20 protein-coding genes are annotated in these 16,188 nt (G+C 41.2%); 8 read left to right on the top strand and 12 right to left on the bottom strand.

From position 1 onward, the window contains the following. Nucleotides 1-57 precede the first annotated feature (57 nt). From M5U24_RS02870 to aroB, 12 genes are all read right to left on the bottom strand, one after another. Nucleotides 58-822, bottom strand: a complete 765-nt coding sequence (locus M5U24_RS02870; RefSeq protein WP_099325417.1) for an SDR family NAD(P)-dependent oxidoreductase — start codon at nucleotides 820-822, stop codon at nucleotides 58-60. 54 nt (nucleotides 823-876) lie between these two features. Beyond that, nucleotides 877-1,815, bottom strand: coding sequence for a DUF6529 family protein (locus tag M5U24_RS02865; protein ID WP_298201544.1), 939 nt, complete (start codon nucleotides 1,813-1,815; stop codon nucleotides 877-879). 103 nt (nucleotides 1,816-1,918) lie between these two features. Then, the gene (locus M5U24_RS02860) at nucleotides 1,919-3,022 is read right to left on the bottom strand and encodes an ATP-dependent 6-phosphofructokinase (protein WP_099327037.1); all 1,104 of its coding nucleotides are present in this window, start codon (nucleotides 3,020-3,022) and stop codon (nucleotides 1,919-1,921) included. 276 nt (nucleotides 3,023-3,298) lie between these two features. Next, the gene (locus tag M5U24_RS02855; RefSeq protein WP_298201482.1) at nucleotides 3,299-3,664 is read right to left on the bottom strand and encodes a c-type cytochrome; all 366 of its coding nucleotides are present in this window, start codon (nucleotides 3,662-3,664) and stop codon (nucleotides 3,299-3,301) included. Between the two features lie 43 nt (nucleotides 3,665-3,707). Next, on the bottom strand, nucleotides 3,708-4,055 hold the full coding sequence (locus M5U24_RS02850; protein WP_298201481.1) for a cytochrome c: 348 nt from the start codon (nucleotides 4,053-4,055) through the stop codon (nucleotides 3,708-3,710). Between the two features lie 100 nt (nucleotides 4,056-4,155). After that, nucleotides 4,156-4,350 (bottom strand): hypothetical protein, encoded by a 195-nt coding sequence (locus M5U24_RS02845; RefSeq protein ID WP_099325422.1) that lies wholly within the window; start codon nucleotides 4,348-4,350, stop codon nucleotides 4,156-4,158. 27 nt (nucleotides 4,351-4,377) lie between these two features. Further along, nucleotides 4,378-4,743: a class II SORL domain-containing protein gene (locus M5U24_RS02840; protein ID WP_099325423.1), complete on the bottom strand. Its 366-nt coding sequence runs from the start codon at nucleotides 4,741-4,743 to the stop codon at nucleotides 4,378-4,380. A gap of 377 nt (nucleotides 4,744-5,120) precedes the next feature. After that, nucleotides 5,121-5,288 (bottom strand): 4Fe-4S binding protein, encoded by a 168-nt coding sequence (locus M5U24_RS02835; RefSeq protein WP_197705175.1) that lies wholly within the window; start codon nucleotides 5,286-5,288, stop codon nucleotides 5,121-5,123. A gap of 95 nt (nucleotides 5,289-5,383) precedes the next feature. Continuing rightward, nucleotides 5,384-5,788 (bottom strand): Hsp20/alpha crystallin family protein, encoded by a 405-nt coding sequence (locus M5U24_RS02830; RefSeq protein ID WP_099325425.1) that lies wholly within the window; start codon nucleotides 5,786-5,788, stop codon nucleotides 5,384-5,386. Nucleotides 5,789-5,808: 20 nt separating this feature from the next. Further along, nucleotides 5,809-6,258 (bottom strand): Hsp20/alpha crystallin family protein, encoded by a 450-nt coding sequence (locus M5U24_RS02825; RefSeq protein WP_099325426.1) that lies wholly within the window; start codon nucleotides 6,256-6,258, stop codon nucleotides 5,809-5,811. 494 nt (nucleotides 6,259-6,752) lie between these two features. Then, a complete protein-coding gene (gene dprA, locus M5U24_RS02820; protein WP_169704099.1) occupies nucleotides 6,753-7,856 on the bottom strand; it encodes a DNA-processing protein DprA in 1,104 nt (367 codons plus the stop codon). Nucleotides 7,857-7,970: 114 nt separating this feature from the next. After that, on the bottom strand, nucleotides 7,971-9,059 hold the full coding sequence (gene aroB / locus M5U24_RS02815; protein ID WP_164995631.1) for a 3-dehydroquinate synthase: 1,089 nt from the start codon (nucleotides 9,057-9,059) through the stop codon (nucleotides 7,971-7,973). 948 nt (nucleotides 9,060-10,007) lie between these two features. Here aroB and atpD point away from each other — a divergent pair. From atpD to M5U24_RS02775, 8 genes are read left to right on the top strand one after another with little or no spacing between them, the layout of a single operon-like run. Continuing rightward, the gene (atpD, locus tag M5U24_RS02810) at nucleotides 10,008-11,372 is read left to right on the top strand and encodes a F0F1 ATP synthase subunit beta (RefSeq protein ID WP_099325429.1); all 1,365 of its coding nucleotides are present in this window, start codon (nucleotides 10,008-10,010) and stop codon (nucleotides 11,370-11,372) included. Beyond that, nucleotides 11,369-11,773 (top strand): F0F1 ATP synthase subunit epsilon, encoded by a 405-nt coding sequence (locus M5U24_RS02805; RefSeq protein ID WP_099325430.1) that lies wholly within the window; start codon nucleotides 11,369-11,371, stop codon nucleotides 11,771-11,773. Before atpD ends, M5U24_RS02805 begins: the two co-directional genes overlap by 4 nt. Continuing rightward, entirely contained in the window at nucleotides 11,773-12,051 is a 279-nt protein-coding gene (locus M5U24_RS02800; protein WP_099325431.1) for an AtpZ/AtpI family protein, read from the top strand. Before M5U24_RS02805 ends, M5U24_RS02800 begins: the two co-directional genes overlap by 1 nt. Beyond that, entirely contained in the window at nucleotides 12,048-12,713 is a 666-nt protein-coding gene (gene atpB / locus M5U24_RS02795; RefSeq protein ID WP_164995630.1) for a F0F1 ATP synthase subunit A, read from the top strand. The genes M5U24_RS02800 and atpB overlap by 4 nt, the downstream gene beginning before the upstream one ends. A gap of 12 nt (nucleotides 12,714-12,725) precedes the next feature. Further along, nucleotides 12,726-12,992, top strand: coding sequence for an ATP synthase F0 subunit C (gene atpE / locus M5U24_RS02790; protein WP_099325433.1), 267 nt, complete (start codon nucleotides 12,726-12,728; stop codon nucleotides 12,990-12,992). Further along, nucleotides 12,989-13,729: a F0F1 ATP synthase subunit B gene (gene atpF / locus M5U24_RS02785; protein ID WP_099325434.1), complete on the top strand. Its 741-nt coding sequence runs from the start codon at nucleotides 12,989-12,991 to the stop codon at nucleotides 13,727-13,729. Before atpE ends, atpF begins: the two co-directional genes overlap by 4 nt. Continuing rightward, the gene (locus M5U24_RS02780) at nucleotides 13,730-15,226 is read left to right on the top strand and encodes a F0F1 ATP synthase subunit alpha (protein ID WP_298201475.1); all 1,497 of its coding nucleotides are present in this window, start codon (nucleotides 13,730-13,732) and stop codon (nucleotides 15,224-15,226) included. It begins immediately after the preceding gene. A gap of 2 nt (nucleotides 15,227-15,228) precedes the next feature. Next, nucleotides 15,229-16,068, top strand: a complete 840-nt coding sequence (locus tag M5U24_RS02775) for a F0F1 ATP synthase subunit gamma (protein ID WP_099325436.1) — start codon at nucleotides 15,229-15,231, stop codon at nucleotides 16,066-16,068. Nucleotides 16,069-16,188: the final 120 nt, after the last annotated feature.

Below are 16,188 nucleotides of genomic sequence, written 5' to 3'. Positions count from 1 at the left end.
TAATTTCAAGTCCCTTAGCGGTTCAACCCTTCTAAATTGCGGCTTTGCAGCGCCGGGTTATTGTACAGAAAACCCGCCATCTACGAATATAACCTGTCCGGTTATATAGTCAGACGCCTTAGAGGCAAGGAAGACAACAGTTCCGGAGAGATCGGAGGGTTGTCCAATCCGCTGTAAGGGGATTTTTGAAATAATCGCCTGCTTTATTTTTTCGTCTTTCAGCATTTCCCTGGTAGTTTCAGTTTCCATCGAATAGGGGGCGATTGAGTTGACATTTATGTTGTATTTTGCCCATTCAATTGCCAGGGCCTTTGTGAGTTGTATTACCCCTCCCTTACCGGAACAATATGCTGAAGACCGGTTTGCACCAAATATTCCAAGGGCGGAACTCATGGTGATTATTTTGCCGCATTTTTTGTCGAGCATGTGCTTGCCTACCGTTTTTACACATAAATAGGTGCTTGTAAGATTTATTTCGATCATTTTATGCCAATCGTCTAAGGAAATATCCTGTATTGAACCGCCAATGAAGGCGCCGACATTGCTCACAAGGATGTCGATAGTTTTGAATTTTGACAAAACCATTTCAACCATTTTTGTCACATCTTCCGGCTTTGTTACGTCAGCGGCAATAGGAAGTGATTTTACCCCGTTTCCCTCTATTTCCTGCGCCGTTTCTTCCACATCTGAAAAAGTACGGCTTGCCACCGCCACATGTGCGCCCGATTCTGACAGGGCTAACGCCATTGATTTTCCAAGCCCTTTTCCTGCGCCTGTCACCAGGGCGACTTTATCATGCAAATTAAATAGTTCTACACACATACACACCGCCTATATCTGTATACGAAAAAAAGAAATAAAACAAGGTGTTTTCTCTCAGGAATCTATTTTTTGTTTTAGAAGCATCTTGCTCAAATAATAATGGACTTGCCGGGCTTCGGAATCACTCAGCAACTGCGGATCAAATGCCCGCATTGTTTCTATTACCTTTAGCCAATCTGATTGCGTCCTCTTCTGTTGGAACACGCGTTCTAGTGTGTGACAAAGATGGCATTTGTTTAAAATTATCTTCATGCCTACCTGTGCATCCATTTTTTGCTCATCAATGCCAAGGTTTTTTATCAGAAATCCCAGCGCCTGCAATTCTTCCAGATCGCTCAGGCGAAGCGGGTCCTTTGCCCTCATGCGGGCTACATAATCCCTCCATTCCGCCGCTGTTTTAAAATGTGAATACACCCTTTCTAACGAATGACAACTGGAGCATTTCGTCTGTACTACCTTCCTACCTTCACTCGCATTCACCTTTACCGGTTTGCCTTGTTGTAAAAGCACAATGTACTGACTGCGGGCTAAAGTGAGGAGAAAATACCCGCCGTTCATAATAACCGTCAGGTATACGGCAACCATTACGATCATGCCGTATATTGGCAGGCGCGGATAATATTTTTTAAAACCGCGGACAACGCATATTTTTGCAACGAGCAGCGGGAAAATAGCAAGTCCGAGATACGCATGAATAGCATCCTTTGCCGACCAGGTAATAGGGTCGCGCGTGATTTTCAATGACATTAAATAACATATGAATATATAAAGCACAAAGAAGGCATAGCCGGCAATACGATGTCCCTGCCGGAAAAAATCCGGATAGTGTGTCTTTTTATTTCTGCCAGGCAGAATGATAATGAAGAGAACCGCAACAATACCGATAATGAGCAGGCCGAAGGCAAGTGAAGTTGTTATTTTGGGGTTCATTGAAATTGCTTGCTCTACGTCCAGGGGGGTAATTAACTGGTGAAACCTTGTAACATTTTTAATAACGATATTTACCGCACGATGTAGGGGCGAAGCATTTGCATGCTTGAGTATGAACGCATGTATGCCAGTTATCGCAAATGCTTCGCCCCTACGGTTTCAGGTTTTACGCTTTTCTGCCGAAATTAACGCCAATTTCCTCCGCCGTTATTACCAATCCTGTTTCCGTTGGCACTTTTTTTTGTCCGCCTGCCACACTGCTCAGCGGAACAGATTCAATGTCCTGTCCTTTCAGACACACCATGCGTCCAAACTGATTATTAATAATCAGCTTAACCGCAGCGGCGCCAAATCTGGTGGAGAGTATCCGGTCTGTGGCATTGGGAGTCCCGCCTCTTTGCACGTGCCCCAGCGTTGTGACCCGCACATCTATGCCGGTGTTATTTTTGATGTAAAGTCCAGCCTTTTCGCCAGCGCCCCCGAGTCGTTCCGCACTCCCGCCTTCTTCTGCCGACTGCAAAATGCACAATGCGCCGTCTATTTCTTTTGCACCCTCCGATACAACAACAATACTGGAACGGCAACCTTTCTTCTGCCTGCGGAGAATTTTCTGGCAAATCTCTTCCTTATCATAGGGTATTTCCGGGATGAGTATTACGTCAGCGCCACCTGCAATCCCGGACGCCACGGCGATCCATCCTGCATATCTTCCCATTACCTCCATTACCATCACCCGGTGGTGGCTTTCTGCGGTGGTATGCAAACGGTCCAGCATTTCAGTGGCAATCTGTACTGCTGTACTGAATCCGAAAGAGACATCTGTGAAGAGGATATCGTTATCGATCGTTTTGGGTACGCCTACCACCGGGCAGCCCATGTCATAAAGATGAGATGCGATGTTCAGCGAGCCGTCCCCGCCAATAACGATAAGGGCGTCCAATTCCAGAGATTTTGTTTTTTGTATAACTTCCGAGGAGACGTCTCTTATCTCCGTTTTACCGTTTACCGTTATTCGATATTTAAATGGATTTGCCCGGTTTGAAGTGCCAAGTATGGTTCCCCCGACATGAAGAATACCCCTGCTGTTAAATGGGGTCAACTCTCTTGTTTTGTTTGGTAATATCAGCCCATCATAGCCATCTTCTATTCCTGTTATGGCAATATCATGTTTTTGGACAGCGGACTTCACGATAGCCCTGATGACTGCGTTCAGTCCGGGACAATCTCCTCCACCTGTTAACACACCAATCTTTTTTACATTATGTGACATAAGAGATATTGCCCCCGGTGGGAAAAAAAACACGCCTTCATTTTTTCGCAAATTAGGTTGTATTTTAAAAAGACAAAAAACCCAACGACATTCATTTTTACCCACCCCTAACTCCTCCTAAAAGGAGAGTTTGATAAGTCCCCTCTTGGGAGGATATTGAGGGGTGGGTTTGTTCATTGTTTAACTAAAAATATTAAAATTCCTAAACATGAACATAAAAGAGAACAAAGTCGTAAAAATTTATTAACGGTAATTTTTAATCTGCAATGGCGTTCATCACCGTTGCTTTTTTGATAATTTCCTCACGTACCTGGCCAGGGCCTCTATCTCTTCAGGTGACAGCCTTTCATTCCATGCCGGCATTTTGTTCTTTCCGTTAGTGATGGAATAGAGAATTTCTTTGTCTGTTTTTGAATTTTGCCATCCAGGATCACATAAATCCGGCGCCTTTAATGCCTTTCCCCTTTTGTTTGCTTCTCCTGTCAATCCATGGCACTTGGCACAGTGATATTCAAAAAGATTTCGTGCGTCTATGGCCTTTTCTTCCCCACGGGAAGGAAAAGGAATGACGGAACCTGCAAGCAAAAATAAGGCTGAAAAGATAAAAACGATTCTCAACATACTTGTTTTCTTATGTGCCATAATTATGGTATCCTCTTCCCGGTGTAAAAATTTTCAGCACAACTTACTTTTTAAACCCTCTGACAACAGGCACCAAAGCCTTCACTTCTTCCGGGGTAAGTTTTTCCTTGAAAGGCATCATCATTTCCGGCGTGCCTTCATTTATCTGCTCAATTATTCGCTCATCACTCGTCTTTGCCTGCCACTCAGCGTCTGCAAATTTACGCGCGCCCAGGCCTTCGCCAAGATCTGTAGGGTTTCCATCAACGCCGTGACAGGTTTTGCAGTGTTGTAAATATAATTTCATACCATCAATGTTCGAGGCTTTTGAAACAGACGTTCCGAAAAAAAAGGCGCTTGCGCCAATGGTAACGGAAAATAATGCAAGGGTTAAAGTGCTTTTGTTCTTCATTTTTTCTTCTCCTGAAAAAAAACCAATAGAATAAATAATAGCGATTCGTTTTTAATACCGGTCTTTAGAATAATCCTGCGAATAGATTCATTCACGGTATTTAATACTCATAAGCAAGTACACGTATTATTCCCATAGTATCGCCGCCGGTATTTGTTGTGCTGTCAGAAACCGAGACTACCTTTGTAATATTGTTTTGTTGTAAGAAATCGTTCACCTCCTTATCCAGTTCAACTAGTTCATTATGAACATGAAATATCTTCAGAGTGGAAGTAAATGTTTTTACCTTTATCATAATAATTACTCCTTGTGAAAAGAAAGATTATGTCATTACATTTACTTCCCTCGTACCTTCCCATATACCGTGGAGATTGCACCGGCTGAATGCCCTGAGTGTTCTGGAGCCTTCATGTTGCAGTACAATGGAAAAAGAGATATCCGGCTTTGTCATAACTGCGGTAAAATCCACACGTGAAAGATAGATATGGCCGCAGTATAAATCGATAAATTGTATAAAATGCCCGTTTTCCATCACATGCGGGGCTTCACCGACTTTGATAGTTACGGTAAATGGTTCTCCCGCTTTTACCTTTTCGGGCAATGTTATTACCGGTACATGTTTTTTCACAGTCTCCGCCGGGCCGGTCGCTGCAGTGTTTATTTGACAGAACAATCCAGGTTCAGACATAGTTTTTCCCTCCATAAATCAGGTTTTAAAAATAATAAAAATGATTGCTACAATTATTTCACCCATACGCTGGCATAACCAGAACGAAACAAGCACCAAAAGAAAATGCGAAATTCGAAACAAAATATAAAATCCTCCCCTGACCCCTTCAAAGGGGGACAACTATCCCAACACTCCCCGCTAGCGGGGGACATTCTCCCTCTTTGAGGGGGCAAGGGGGGAGGATTAGGATTGAAATTTAGCATAAGGGAAGCGGGAGCTTCCAAGGCCACTTGCGTTCCCAAGCCGGAGCTTGGGAACGAGCGTTTTTACTTTTTCAAAAATCTGAACTGTTACAAGAAATTACTGCTACAACACTAAAGGGTTGTTTTTCCAACTTATTCCGGTACATTTTTTATTGCCTTTACAGGACATGCGTTAATGCACAGTTCGCATTGATCACATTTGTGTTGAAGTATCTCTGCCTTGTCCATATTCATGATAATTGCCGCGGGGGGGCATGCATATAAACATTCTTCACATCCAACACATTCAGTTTTCTCCACAATAATCATTGTTTCTGAGCCATAGTTAATTAATACCCCTGGCGCTTAATCATACGCCAGATTCTCATATTGCCCGCGAATGGTGCGAATCTCTCTTATGCTTCCTTTACCTGAATCTTTCGTGGTTTTACATGCTCCGCCTTTGGGAGTATTATCGTTAAAATCCCATCAGACATCTTTGCCTCGATTTTATCTCTGTTTACGGCATCCGAAAGGATAAAGTGCCTGTGATAATGTCCTATATTGTATTCGCTGTAAAGTAATTTCTCATCAGTGTATGCTTCCTGAGAGATTTCTCCATTAACTATTAATTCATTGCTTTGCATATCTACCGTAATGTTGTTAGCTCCCACCCCGGGCATATCTATTACGACTGTGAAATTATCCGGTGTTTCATAAATATCCGACAAGGGATAATACCAATTGCCTTTTCCCGTCACAATACATCTGTCCGGCGCAAGTTTCTTTTTTTTAACGACAGGGTACTCTGTATTACTCATTGTAAAAATCTCCTTTTTCTTTAAGATTTTTTTATCTCAATTTGTTTCGGTTTTTTTTCTGCTGCCTTAGGCAATGTGATGGTTAGGACACCATTTTTGTATGATGCCACAACTTTTTCTGCATCGACTTTTTCCGGCAACATAGTAGAACGGGCAAATGTACCGAAGTTTCTTTCCCGGCGCAAATAAGTTATATGTCCTTCGCCCGTGTTTGGTTTTCTCTCTCCCTTAATGGTTAAAATATCATCCGCAACCTGAACGTCCAGATCGATAACCTTAATGCCAGGAAGTTCTGCCCTTACAATAACGTTATCTTTATTCATAGATACCACCATTTGGGGGAATTCTGCGCCCACATATCCTTCCGTCTTAGATCCGGAACTGAGAAAATCAATCAAATCACCCATTTCACGTTGAATATGAGTAAAGCCTTCTAAAGGATCTGTATTCTCCCAACGAATTAAATTCATTACACCCCTCCCTTACCAATAAAAAAATGAATGTTAAATTAAAACATGGAACAATATGATTTTTCTAAAACGATAGATTGCGCAATCTATCGTTTTAGACAAGATATCATTCCATAACAGCGTATTGTTTATATTGCTGGCAATGTTTTACAATCGTTAGTTCCGGAATAATAAAAGATTACAACCGCCCGGCAATGCAAATGCAGAAAACAGATTGCTTGAAAAAGGAATAATTATTTTCCTTGTATATTTTAAGAGCGCAATAAGAATGCCACTGAAAAGACCAGTACACGTCGTTATATATTATCCTTATATTTTGAGCGTCGTCAATGCCCTCTTTTGGGTAGTGATAAAATAAAGGGTGGATCAGCTCAAACGTTATTTATCCTCAGTGCACTGGTCCAATTTAAAGGTTCAATTTAAAAGATAGGAATTATTATAAAAACATCAGCTTATTTAGAAATTACGTATATTCAAATGAATTTGGCAGGCAATCAGGCTTTAACAAACCGTTTGCCTGAAAGTTGTTTTACCAGTTTTTTAATTTCGAGGATCATTAATGTACTTGAAACAATAGATGTTGGTAGTTTGGTGGATTGAATAATCTCATCAATATATATTGGAGTGCTGGATAAAAGGGAAAAAACCTTTTTCTCATGTGAGTTGAGCAATAAATCTCTTGGGTCATTTAAGGCTGCATCTTCGCCGGCAGGGCATAAACTATCTGCAACATGCCCTAATTCCTGGATAATATCGGTAATGTCTTCCGTTAGTTTTGCGCCTTCTTTGATCAATTTGTTTGTGCCCTGGCTGTAGAGACTATCAACGTTTCCCGGCAATGCAAAGACCTCCTTTCCTTGTTCCAATGCCCATTGAGCAGTGATGAGGGAGCCGCTTTTCAGCGTTGACTCGATAACCAGTACGCCAAGCGATAAACCGCTGATAATTCTGTTGCGCGGCGGGAAATTCCGATAGTCAGGAGGCGTGTTTATCGGGAATTCCGAGATGAGTGCGCCATGCTGTATTATGTTTTCTGATAATACGGTGTTTTCTTTGGGATAGACTGTCCCTAATCCGCAGCCAAGAACGGCTATCGTTCTTCCATTTGAGCTGATCGCTCCCTTGTGGGCTGCTGTGTCTATTCCGCGTGCCATCCCGCTTATTATGCAGAAACCTTTTTGCGCCAGTTGGCGGGCAAACCGTTCTGCCTGTGACAGCCCGTAATAGGTGCAGCGTCTCGATCCAACAATCGCAAGGGCTATAAGATCCGTTTCCAGCAAATTGCCTTTTACGTAAAGGACTAGAGGGGGATCGTAAAGATTCTTCAGGTGTTGCGGATAATCGGCGCTTGTATAGGGGATAATTTTTATATTGTTTTTTTCTGCTAAATCAATTTCCTGGTGTATATCAACGCGTTGCGATTCTTCCAGTATTGCGTTTGCTATTTTCCCGCCTATGCCGGGTAACTTTTCCAATTCGGGTTTCACCGCCTGAAATACCCCGGCGATAGAACCAAATCTTTCGACAAGTGTCTGGTATGTCCTCGCCCCGATGCCCTTTGTCATATGAAGGCGCAGAATGGCTTCAAATTCAGTCAAGTTGCTTATCCTTTATAAAGAAAGGGAATGATAAGGTTTTTAAAAGAAACATACTCCATCGAAAAACCAAAATACCCGGCACGCATTGCGGGTGATGTTTTTTCGAGTCCATGGTTAGAAGGCTAAAAGGGGTTTATCTAATACGCGGTAGAGCATTTCATCATTTACTTTATCAGAGATAATAACCTCGCCGATTTTTGTAGGGAGCACAAAACGGAGTCTTCCGGAGACCGTTTTCTTGTCAGTGTACAGCGCCTTTATAATATCCTCTGATTTCAGTCCGGTTTGAATGGATAAGCCCAGGTTTTTCATTATGGATAGCTGCCGGTCGAAAACGGAGGTATCCGCGATGCCAAGTTCAATTGCTATTTTTGTGGCATAAAGCATGCCTATGGCAACGGCTTCTCCGTGACGATATTGTTTGTAATGGGTAACCGTTTCTATGGCATGGCCTATGGTGTGTCCATAATTTAAAATGGCACGAAGATCTTTCTCCTTTTCGTCCTGTTCTACAACATTGGCCTTTATCTGACACGACGTGGCAATAATTTTAAGCAATGCTTCATCTTGTAATTGAAGAATAGCATCCATTGATTTTTCCATAAACGCAAATAATTCCGCATCCCTTATAACGCCGTATTTAATAACCTCAGCGATTCCGGCAACCATTTCTTTCGACGGGAGGGAAGAAAGCGTGTTTGTGTCTATGAATACTGCCTTTGGCTGATAAAAACACCCGATCATGTTTTTCCCTTTCGGGTGATTGACGGCTACCTTTCCGCCGATGCTGCTATCAACTTGCGCAAGCAGCGAGGTGGGAATTTGTATATAAGGAATGCCGCGCATAAAGGTTGCTGCAATAAAACCGCTTAAATCCCCGACAACGCCTCCTCCAAGGGCTACGATGAGGGATTTTCTGTCAAGTTTATGGGCAAAGCAGTTGTCGTAAAGCAATAATGCATTTTCGATATTTTTTTGTTCTTCTCCCGGCGGTAAGGAAAGTAATTTTACATCAAAATTGTTCTGTCGGAAACTTTCTGCAACCACGTCTCCATAGATTTTTTCTATGTTTTCGTCGGTTATTAAGAGCGTTTTGCATGGTTCTTTGTCTTTTGCGACAATCTCCCCTACTTTCGCAAGGATATCTTTTCCTATGTAAATATTGTAACTATCTGCGGAAAGATTTACATGAATAGTCTTCATACATTTTTGTCCATTTTTTAAGGTTTGTGTCGGTAAGAGGATAGATCACCATTTTGCCCTGGGTATGCAGGTATTTGTGCAGCATCTTAAAGCCTTTTCATTTGTTTCTTATATGTCCCCTGGATTTTAAAAAAAACGAGACTGTCGCCAATTCTCAAGTCTCTCCCTTAAGTCCCCAATATCCCTTGAAGAAACTGCTTAAAAACTTGATATTTTTAACCGTTTCATTAAATATACAACAAAACCAAAACAGACGCTACCCCAATATACAACAAAACCAAAACACCACCACAGCAAGAGATTCCATTATAAACAATATAATCTCGGCATATTCCCAAGCTTTTAATATACTCTGGAACTACATAGCCTATGGCATAAGTAAATCTGTAGATTTTCAGAGAGTGGAAAATGAAGCTCGCACAATGATCCAATACATAAAAGACAAAAACAGAGGAAATTACGCAAAAATTAAGGAATAGTCAAATACATTACTTTGTTTCAAAAACCATTGAAACCGTTCGTAAAGTAATATGTTTTGCATGCCTTCACGTTCGGCGTCATACTTAATTTTGTATGGTAATTAATCAAGAATCTTTCAAAACATAAATCCTTTTAAATAGCGGCAATTAAGATAGTTTTGCATATTATTTTAACAAAGTAATGTTTATAGAATACTTATTGCAAAAAATGAGTTCGAAGAGTAAGGTAATAACATATGGTGTATTGACCTTTAAAGACAAGGGAAAAATTGCTTATCTGCTTTACTCCTGTGATATTAATGACTTCTTGAATTCAACTGATATTGCTTAAGATTTCCCTCATGGAACAAGAAAAGTCATTAATTCCTGTCAGATTATGAAGATTTTTGTGTAATTTTCGAAACCTAACATAGCGCCAAAGTATAATTTTTTGTAACATGAGTAAGACAGATAAGCAATAGAGATAATTATGGAAGGTATCATAGCGGCTATTCATGGCGATGTTGTAGAAATTGAGTTCAGCGGGGGACTCCCCAATATCTACGATTCCCTCGTTGTAAAGAAAACGGATGGGTCACATATCATCCTTGAGGTACATGACCACATAAGCAGCACAATGGTAAAAGCTATTGCGCTTGGATTCACACAGGGCCTGAAAAGGGGCATGGCAGTTGTCCCTTCAGGCAGTTCGCTCAAAATCCCGGTAAGTAAGAATTGTCTGGGAAGGGCGTTTAACATCTTTGGTGAGCCGATAGATGGGAAACCCCCGGTTGAAGACCATACCTTGATACCCATTCATAAACCACCTCCAGGTTTACAAGAACAGATACCTGCTTCAGGTATACTGGAGACTGGTATAAAGATAATAGACCTACTTTCGCCTTTTCCCAAAGGAGGCAAAATTGGTCTTTTTGGCGGTGCGGGGGTTGGGAAAACCGTGTTGCTTATGGAATTCATTTACAAGGTGGTGAAGGTTTATTCAGGGATATCCATATTTTGCGGTGTTGGAGAAAGAATGAGGGAAGGGCATGAACTCTGGAGAGAAATGGAAAGGCAGGATATCTTAAGCAACGCAATACTCGTATTCGGCCAGATGTGTGAATCCCCTGGGATTCGGTTTCGGGTGCCGTTAACGGCAATTACCCTGGCGGAATTCTTCAGGGATGAATTGGGAAGTGATATACTTTTCTTAATGGATAATGTCTATCGTTTTATTCAGGCAGGCAACGAGGTCTCTGTCCTTTTGGGAAGGCTTTCCTCTCGGGTAGGTTACCAGCCTACACTTCTTTCTGAGCTTGCCGAAGTGGAGGAAAGGATTGTGTCAACTCAAAGGGGTTCTATTACTTCTGTACAGGCGATATACGTGCCGGCTGATGATATAACAGACCCCGCCGTTGCGAACGTATTCCCCCATCTTGATACGACAGTTGTTCTTTCCCGTGAAATAGCATCAAAAGGGCTTTATCCTGCCATTGATCCACTCCTTTCTACCTCAAAATTACTTAGCCCTGAAGATGTTGGAGAGAGACATTATCAAATCTCAAGGTCTGTAACGGAGCACCTTTCCCGGTATAAGGAACTCCTTGATATTATTGCTATGCTGGGCATAGAAGAGCTTTCTCCGTCTGACAGGCTCATTGTTAAGCGGGCAAGGAAACTCGAGATGTTCCTCACACAGCCATTTTTCCTTACAAAGGAATTTACTGGCAGAGAGGGGAAGCATGTGCCTGTCGGTAAGACCCTTGACGGTTGCGAAACAATACTATCGGGGAAAATGGACGATGTCCCTGAAAATGCATTTTTTATGATCGGAGACATTGAGGAGATACGGTGAGCAATTCGTCTTTTAAATTAAATATTGTAACTCCCACAAAGATCATGGAAAAAAACATAACCTATATCAGGTTGAAAGATGAGACAGGCTTTTTTGGTATTTTAAAGGGTCACACGAATTTCTTAACCGTCACAGTACCCTCTCTTTGCTATTATACAGATGTTAATGGCAAGGAAGTTTTTCTTGCAGTTGATGAAGGAATAGTAAGCGTAAGGGAAGGAATCGTGACCATCACGTCCAGGGAGGTATTCGAAAATGACAATGCTGAAGAACTTGCAGAAATCATTGAAACCAACCTTGCTAAAAGAGACAAATCTGAGATGGCTTTTCGTGAGATGTTTGAGGGGATCGAAAGGTCATTTATGGAAAAGACTATAAAATTGGTAAAAGGAAGCCTTTGATGGAAGATAAAAAATTTTCAATGGATATAGAGAGATCTGCGAAAGAACTACTGAGTGCCCGAAAGGAGAAATCAAACTTCTGGCGCTATGCCAATGTTCTTGGCGTTGGTGGATGGACTTTCGTTATCCCGGTAGTTGGAGGGGCTTATCTGGGAAGGTATCTGGACAAAAAAATACACGGGGAAGGCATTTCGTGGACAATAACACTTCTTATGATTGGCATAGCCGTTGGTGTTTATAATGTCTGGTATTTGTTCGTTAGGAAACATCGGCAATGAAGGTATTTAATGTTTTTCCGGAAACAATTTTTTCAATTGGTCGTGTTCAGGTTACAGACACAGTTACTACCACATGGTTTGTCATGGCGGCTATAATAACAATCTGCTATTTTTCTACAAGGAAACTCTCCATAAAGCCATCCTTTTTCCAGGAGGTGTTAGAGGCTATCTTTGAGTTCATGGAAAAAACGATAAAAGATGTCCTGCCATTGAATCCGTGGCTGGTTGTTCCTATATTGGGTACCATTTGGATACTTATTGGTTTCTCCAATATGGCCGGTCTGATACCAGGATTGAAGACGCCTACCGCAGACCTCAATACAACCCTTGCGTTTGCGTTAATATCTTTTTCCATGACTCACGTTATTGGTATTGCAACACAAGGGTTTAAAGGATATCTTTTACACTATAAAGAACCAACATGGATATTGCTCCCGTTCCACCTTATAGCAGAGGTTACAAGAACGGTTGCGCTTGCCGTAAGGCTTTTTGGGAATATGTTAAGCGGCGATATGATTGCCATAATACTTCTCGGTATCGTTGGGTTGCTGGTACCGATTCCGTTTAGCCTGCTCCACATAATTATTGGTATTATACAGGCATATATATTTGGTGTTTTAACGCTTGTATTTATAGCCGGTGGCATTAAAACAAAATCTTAATAGGAGGCTTATATGGACGCCAAAACCGTAGTTATTTCTGTTTCGATACTGGCAGCGGCCTTTGTAATGGCTATCGGTGGTTACGGGCCGGCAAAAGCGCTTGGAAATGCCCTTACCGAGGCCCTTGACGCCACAGCAAGACAGCCTGAGGCGTCCGACAAAATTATGAGGGTGCTTTTTGTCGGAATGGCGCTGATTGAATCCATTGCCATATACGCATTTGTTATCGCTTTGATTGTCCTTTTTGCAAATCCTCTTATCGGGTATATTTTAAAATGAAATTCAATATCTGGACACTTTTATTTCAGATAATAAACTTTGTTGTTTTGCTCTATATCCTTAGAAGGATATTGTACAAGCCCATACGTGAAATTATTGAAAAACGAAGAGGGCTTATAGCAAAAACGGTAGAGGATGCCGAAAAGACAAAGAAAGAGGCGCTGGAACTTAAGGAAAAAAACCAGAAAGAATTGAACAAGGTAAAGGAACTTCAAAGCCAAATGCTCGAACAGACGAGGGAAGAAGCCCTTAAAGACAGGAGTAAGTTACTCGATGAGGCAAATAAAGAGGCTGCCAAAATAAACGAAAAAGAAAAGGCTTTGATTGATGCAGAAAAAATAAGGATAGAATTAGAACTGAAAAATAAGACCCTTGAGATGGTCTCTGTTTTCGCTTCAAATCTTTTAAAAGACATTTCAGACGAAGAGCTTCATAGGTCTATATTTAGAAAGCTCTTGAAGGAGAACGGGAAAATTGTTTCTGATATTTCCAAAATAAAAGGAAAAGAGGAGATATTAAATATAGAACTCTTTACCGCATACCCATTACCTCTGGATGATGTAAAAACATTTAAAGAAACACTTGAATCACAGCTTGCAAAAAAAGTAAAAATGAATACGACCATTGATGAGACTCTTATCGCAGGAGTAAGGATAAAGGTCTACGATATGATTTACGATTCCTCACTGGCAGGCCAGGTAAATGCACTTGCTTCACAGCTCAGAGAAACCAGGTAAATGGAAAAAGAACTAACGGCTTTTTTTGAAAAAATAAGAGAAAAAGCCAAAACCAGCAGATTCTCTATTGGGTTCACTGAAGAGGGAAAGGTACTATCTGTAGGGGATGGTATTGTACATATTGCCGGTTTGAGAGATGCAAAACTCTACGAACTTATACTGTTTGAAAGTGGCGATGAGGGGATATCATTTGATCTCGGTGTTGATAGTATAGCAGTAGTGTTGCTTACCGGGCGCAATGGGATACGGGCCGGTGATACGGCGTACAAAACTGATAGGATTGCCTCGGTAAATGCAACTGAAGGGCTTCTGGGAAGGGTGCTGGGCGCCCTTGGAAATCCCATTGATAATGGGCCGGAATTGAAAGAATGTCTGTCCTGTCCGGTAGAACGGGATGCCCCTTCTTTGCTGCAAAGAGACTTTATTACCGAACCTCTTTATACGGGTATTAAAGTTATTGACTCTATGCTTGCCATAGGTAAGGGACAACGAGAATTGATTATCGGAGATCCCTCAACAGGGAAGTCATCCATTGCTATTGATACCGTCATCAATCAAAAAAACTCCCGTGTAATTTCTATTTATGTAGTCATTGGACAGAAAAAGTCTCACGTATTAAAAATCATTGAAGAAATAAAAAAATACGGTGATTTCTCGAGGACTATATTCGTAATTGCCGATGCTTCAAACTCTCTGGGTCTCCAATTTATTGCACCTTACAGCGCCACCGCCATAGCCGAGTATTTCCTCTACAAGGGTAAAGACGTCTTAATCGTTTACGACGATCTTACGAAACATGCCGATGCGTATCGCTCGTTAAGCCTTTTATTAAAGAGACCTCCTGGTAGAGAGGCATATCCTGGAGATATATTTTTTATACACTCAAGACTCCTCGAAAGGTCTGCAAAACTGAATCAAAAGAACGGTGGAGGTTCCATCACCGCCCTTCCAATAGTGGAAACCCAGCAAGGCAGGATATCGTCATATATCCCCACAAATCTTATCTCGATAACAGACGGGCAGATATATTTAGATACATTACTGTTTAACAAAGGTATTCGACCGGCGGTGGACGTCGGCAAATCGGTATCAAGAATAGGGGGGAAGGCCCAGGTAGAAGCGATGAAAGCCGTAGCCGACAGGCTGAAAATAGACTATTCAAGATTCATTGAAGTGGAGGTGTTTACGAAATTCGGGGCGCATTTAGAGGAAGAAACCGCAAAACTCATCAGACGCGGAGAACGGTTAAGGGAAATCCTTAAACAGCCGCAGTTCCATCCATTCCCCCTTGAACATGAAGTATTAAGCTTCATCATTATAGAATCTGGAATACTTGATAATGTAACAATTCCATCGGTAAGAAAAGTGTGTGATGAAATAATTAAAAAGATTACGCCTGCATTCCCGGAAATTATAAATCGTATTATTCAGGATGGATTGCTCGGGAAAACAGACTTAGGAACATTAAAAGATTTTATCGCAAAGGAAAAGGTATAAATATGCTTTCTTCCTTAGATATCGAAAAAAAGATACGGGCATCATATATCATTGGAGACATAGTCGGTGTTATGAAAGCATATGCCGGAGTCACAATGAGGAGAACAGAGGATCTTGTTCAGAATATAAGGGCATATGAAAAAAATATGCTTTTGGCAATGGCCGATATCATAACGCATTATCCTGGAATTTCATTGAAGGAACAAAGTAAAGGGAAAAAAATTCTCGTGGTCTTCGGTTCCTCGCAGGGGTTATGTGGTTCCTTTAATGAAAAAATGGTTGATGTCGTTTCTTCTGTAATTACCGGCAATGATATCCTGTTTGTTATAGGGAAGAGATTAAAATCGTCTTTTGAATTAAAACATGTACCTTATGAAGATTACAGCGATTCCGTAGCGAGCATTAACGGTATACGGCCAGCTTTAAAAGAGACTGTTTCGAAAATAATGAATATTTACAAAAAGGAGGAATACTATAAGCTTACCTTTGTCTTTACCTATATTTTTGAAAAAAAGGCTGAAATTTCTGTGGAACAAATCCTCCCTCCTGATATTAATAAAGTAAACGCTTTAAGCCCAACCAGAATTCCACCGTTTACCTACCTTAAACCAAAGATTATTTTTAATAAAATCTTAGAAGAATTTTTATTTATCAGTCTTTACCGATGTTATATGGAGTCGCTCAGAAGCGAGAACTGGTATCGGCTGAGAAGCATGGACGGCGCATCAGAAACTTTAAAAAGACAGCTCTCGAACCTTAATTCTGTTCAGATGTACACCAGACAGGAAGAAATTACGGAAGAGATGCTTGAGATACTGGGAAGCGGGATGTTCTATAAGTGATACGAAGAGAGTCTGTTGTAAAAACCATTTTATTTTTTGAAATAAATATTTATTCTGCTTTCTATCTGGTACATCGTTTCGTTAAAATGCGTACGTAAAAAAATGTCATTGCGATGAGTG

Source organism: Candidatus Kuenenia sp., from assembly GCF_027493735.1.
Lineage (GTDB): Bacteria > Planctomycetota > Brocadiia > Brocadiales > Brocadiaceae > Kuenenia > Kuenenia stuttgartiensis_A.
Note: the sequence above shows the minus strand (reverse complement) of the source record. Positions and strands in the feature narration are given on the sequence as shown.

Bases quoted from the DNA above. Each gene is read 5' to 3' on its own strand.
- M5U24_RS02840 (WP_099325423.1), bottom strand. From the start codon at position 4,743: ATGTCTGAACCTGGATTGTTCTGTCAAATAAACACTGCAGCGACCGGC.
- M5U24_RS02850 (WP_298201481.1), bottom strand. From the start codon at position 4,055: ATGAAGAACAAAAGCACTTTAACCCTTGCATTATTTTCCGTTACCATT.
- atpD (WP_099325429.1), top strand. From the start codon at position 10,008: ATGGAAGGTATCATAGCGGCTATTCATGGCGATGTTGTAGAAATTGAG.
- M5U24_RS02860 (WP_099327037.1), bottom strand. From the start codon at position 3,022: ATGTCACATAATGTAAAAAAGATTGGTGTGTTAACAGGTGGAGGAGAT.
- atpF (WP_099325434.1), top strand. From the start codon at position 12,989: ATGAAATTCAATATCTGGACACTTTTATTTCAGATAATAAACTTTGTT.
- M5U24_RS02825 (WP_099325426.1), bottom strand. From the start codon at position 6,258: ATGAATTTAATTCGTTGGGAGAATACAGATCCTTTAGAAGGCTTTACT.
- atpB (WP_164995630.1), top strand. From the start codon at position 12,048: ATGAAGGTATTTAATGTTTTTCCGGAAACAATTTTTTCAATTGGTCGT.
- M5U24_RS02830 (WP_099325425.1), bottom strand. From the start codon at position 5,788: ATGAGTAATACAGAGTACCCTGTCGTTAAAAAAAAGAAACTTGCGCCG.
- atpE (WP_099325433.1), top strand. From the start codon at position 12,726: ATGGACGCCAAAACCGTAGTTATTTCTGTTTCGATACTGGCAGCGGCC.
- M5U24_RS02780 (WP_298201475.1), top strand. From the start codon at position 13,730: ATGGAAAAAGAACTAACGGCTTTTTTTGAAAAAATAAGAGAAAAAGCC.
- M5U24_RS02800 (WP_099325431.1), top strand. From the start codon at position 11,773: ATGGAAGATAAAAAATTTTCAATGGATATAGAGAGATCTGCGAAAGAA.
- M5U24_RS02775 (WP_099325436.1), top strand. From the start codon at position 15,229: ATGCTTTCTTCCTTAGATATCGAAAAAAAGATACGGGCATCATATATC.
- M5U24_RS02855 (WP_298201482.1), bottom strand. From the start codon at position 3,664: ATGGCACATAAGAAAACAAGTATGTTGAGAATCGTTTTTATCTTTTCA.
- aroB (WP_164995631.1), bottom strand. From the start codon at position 9,059: ATGAAGACTATTCATGTAAATCTTTCCGCAGATAGTTACAATATTTAC.
- M5U24_RS02845 (WP_099325422.1), bottom strand. From the start codon at position 4,350: ATGATAAAGGTAAAAACATTTACTTCCACTCTGAAGATATTTCATGTT.
- M5U24_RS02870 (WP_099325417.1), bottom strand. From the start codon at position 822: ATGTGTGTAGAACTATTTAATTTGCATGATAAAGTCGCCCTGGTGACA.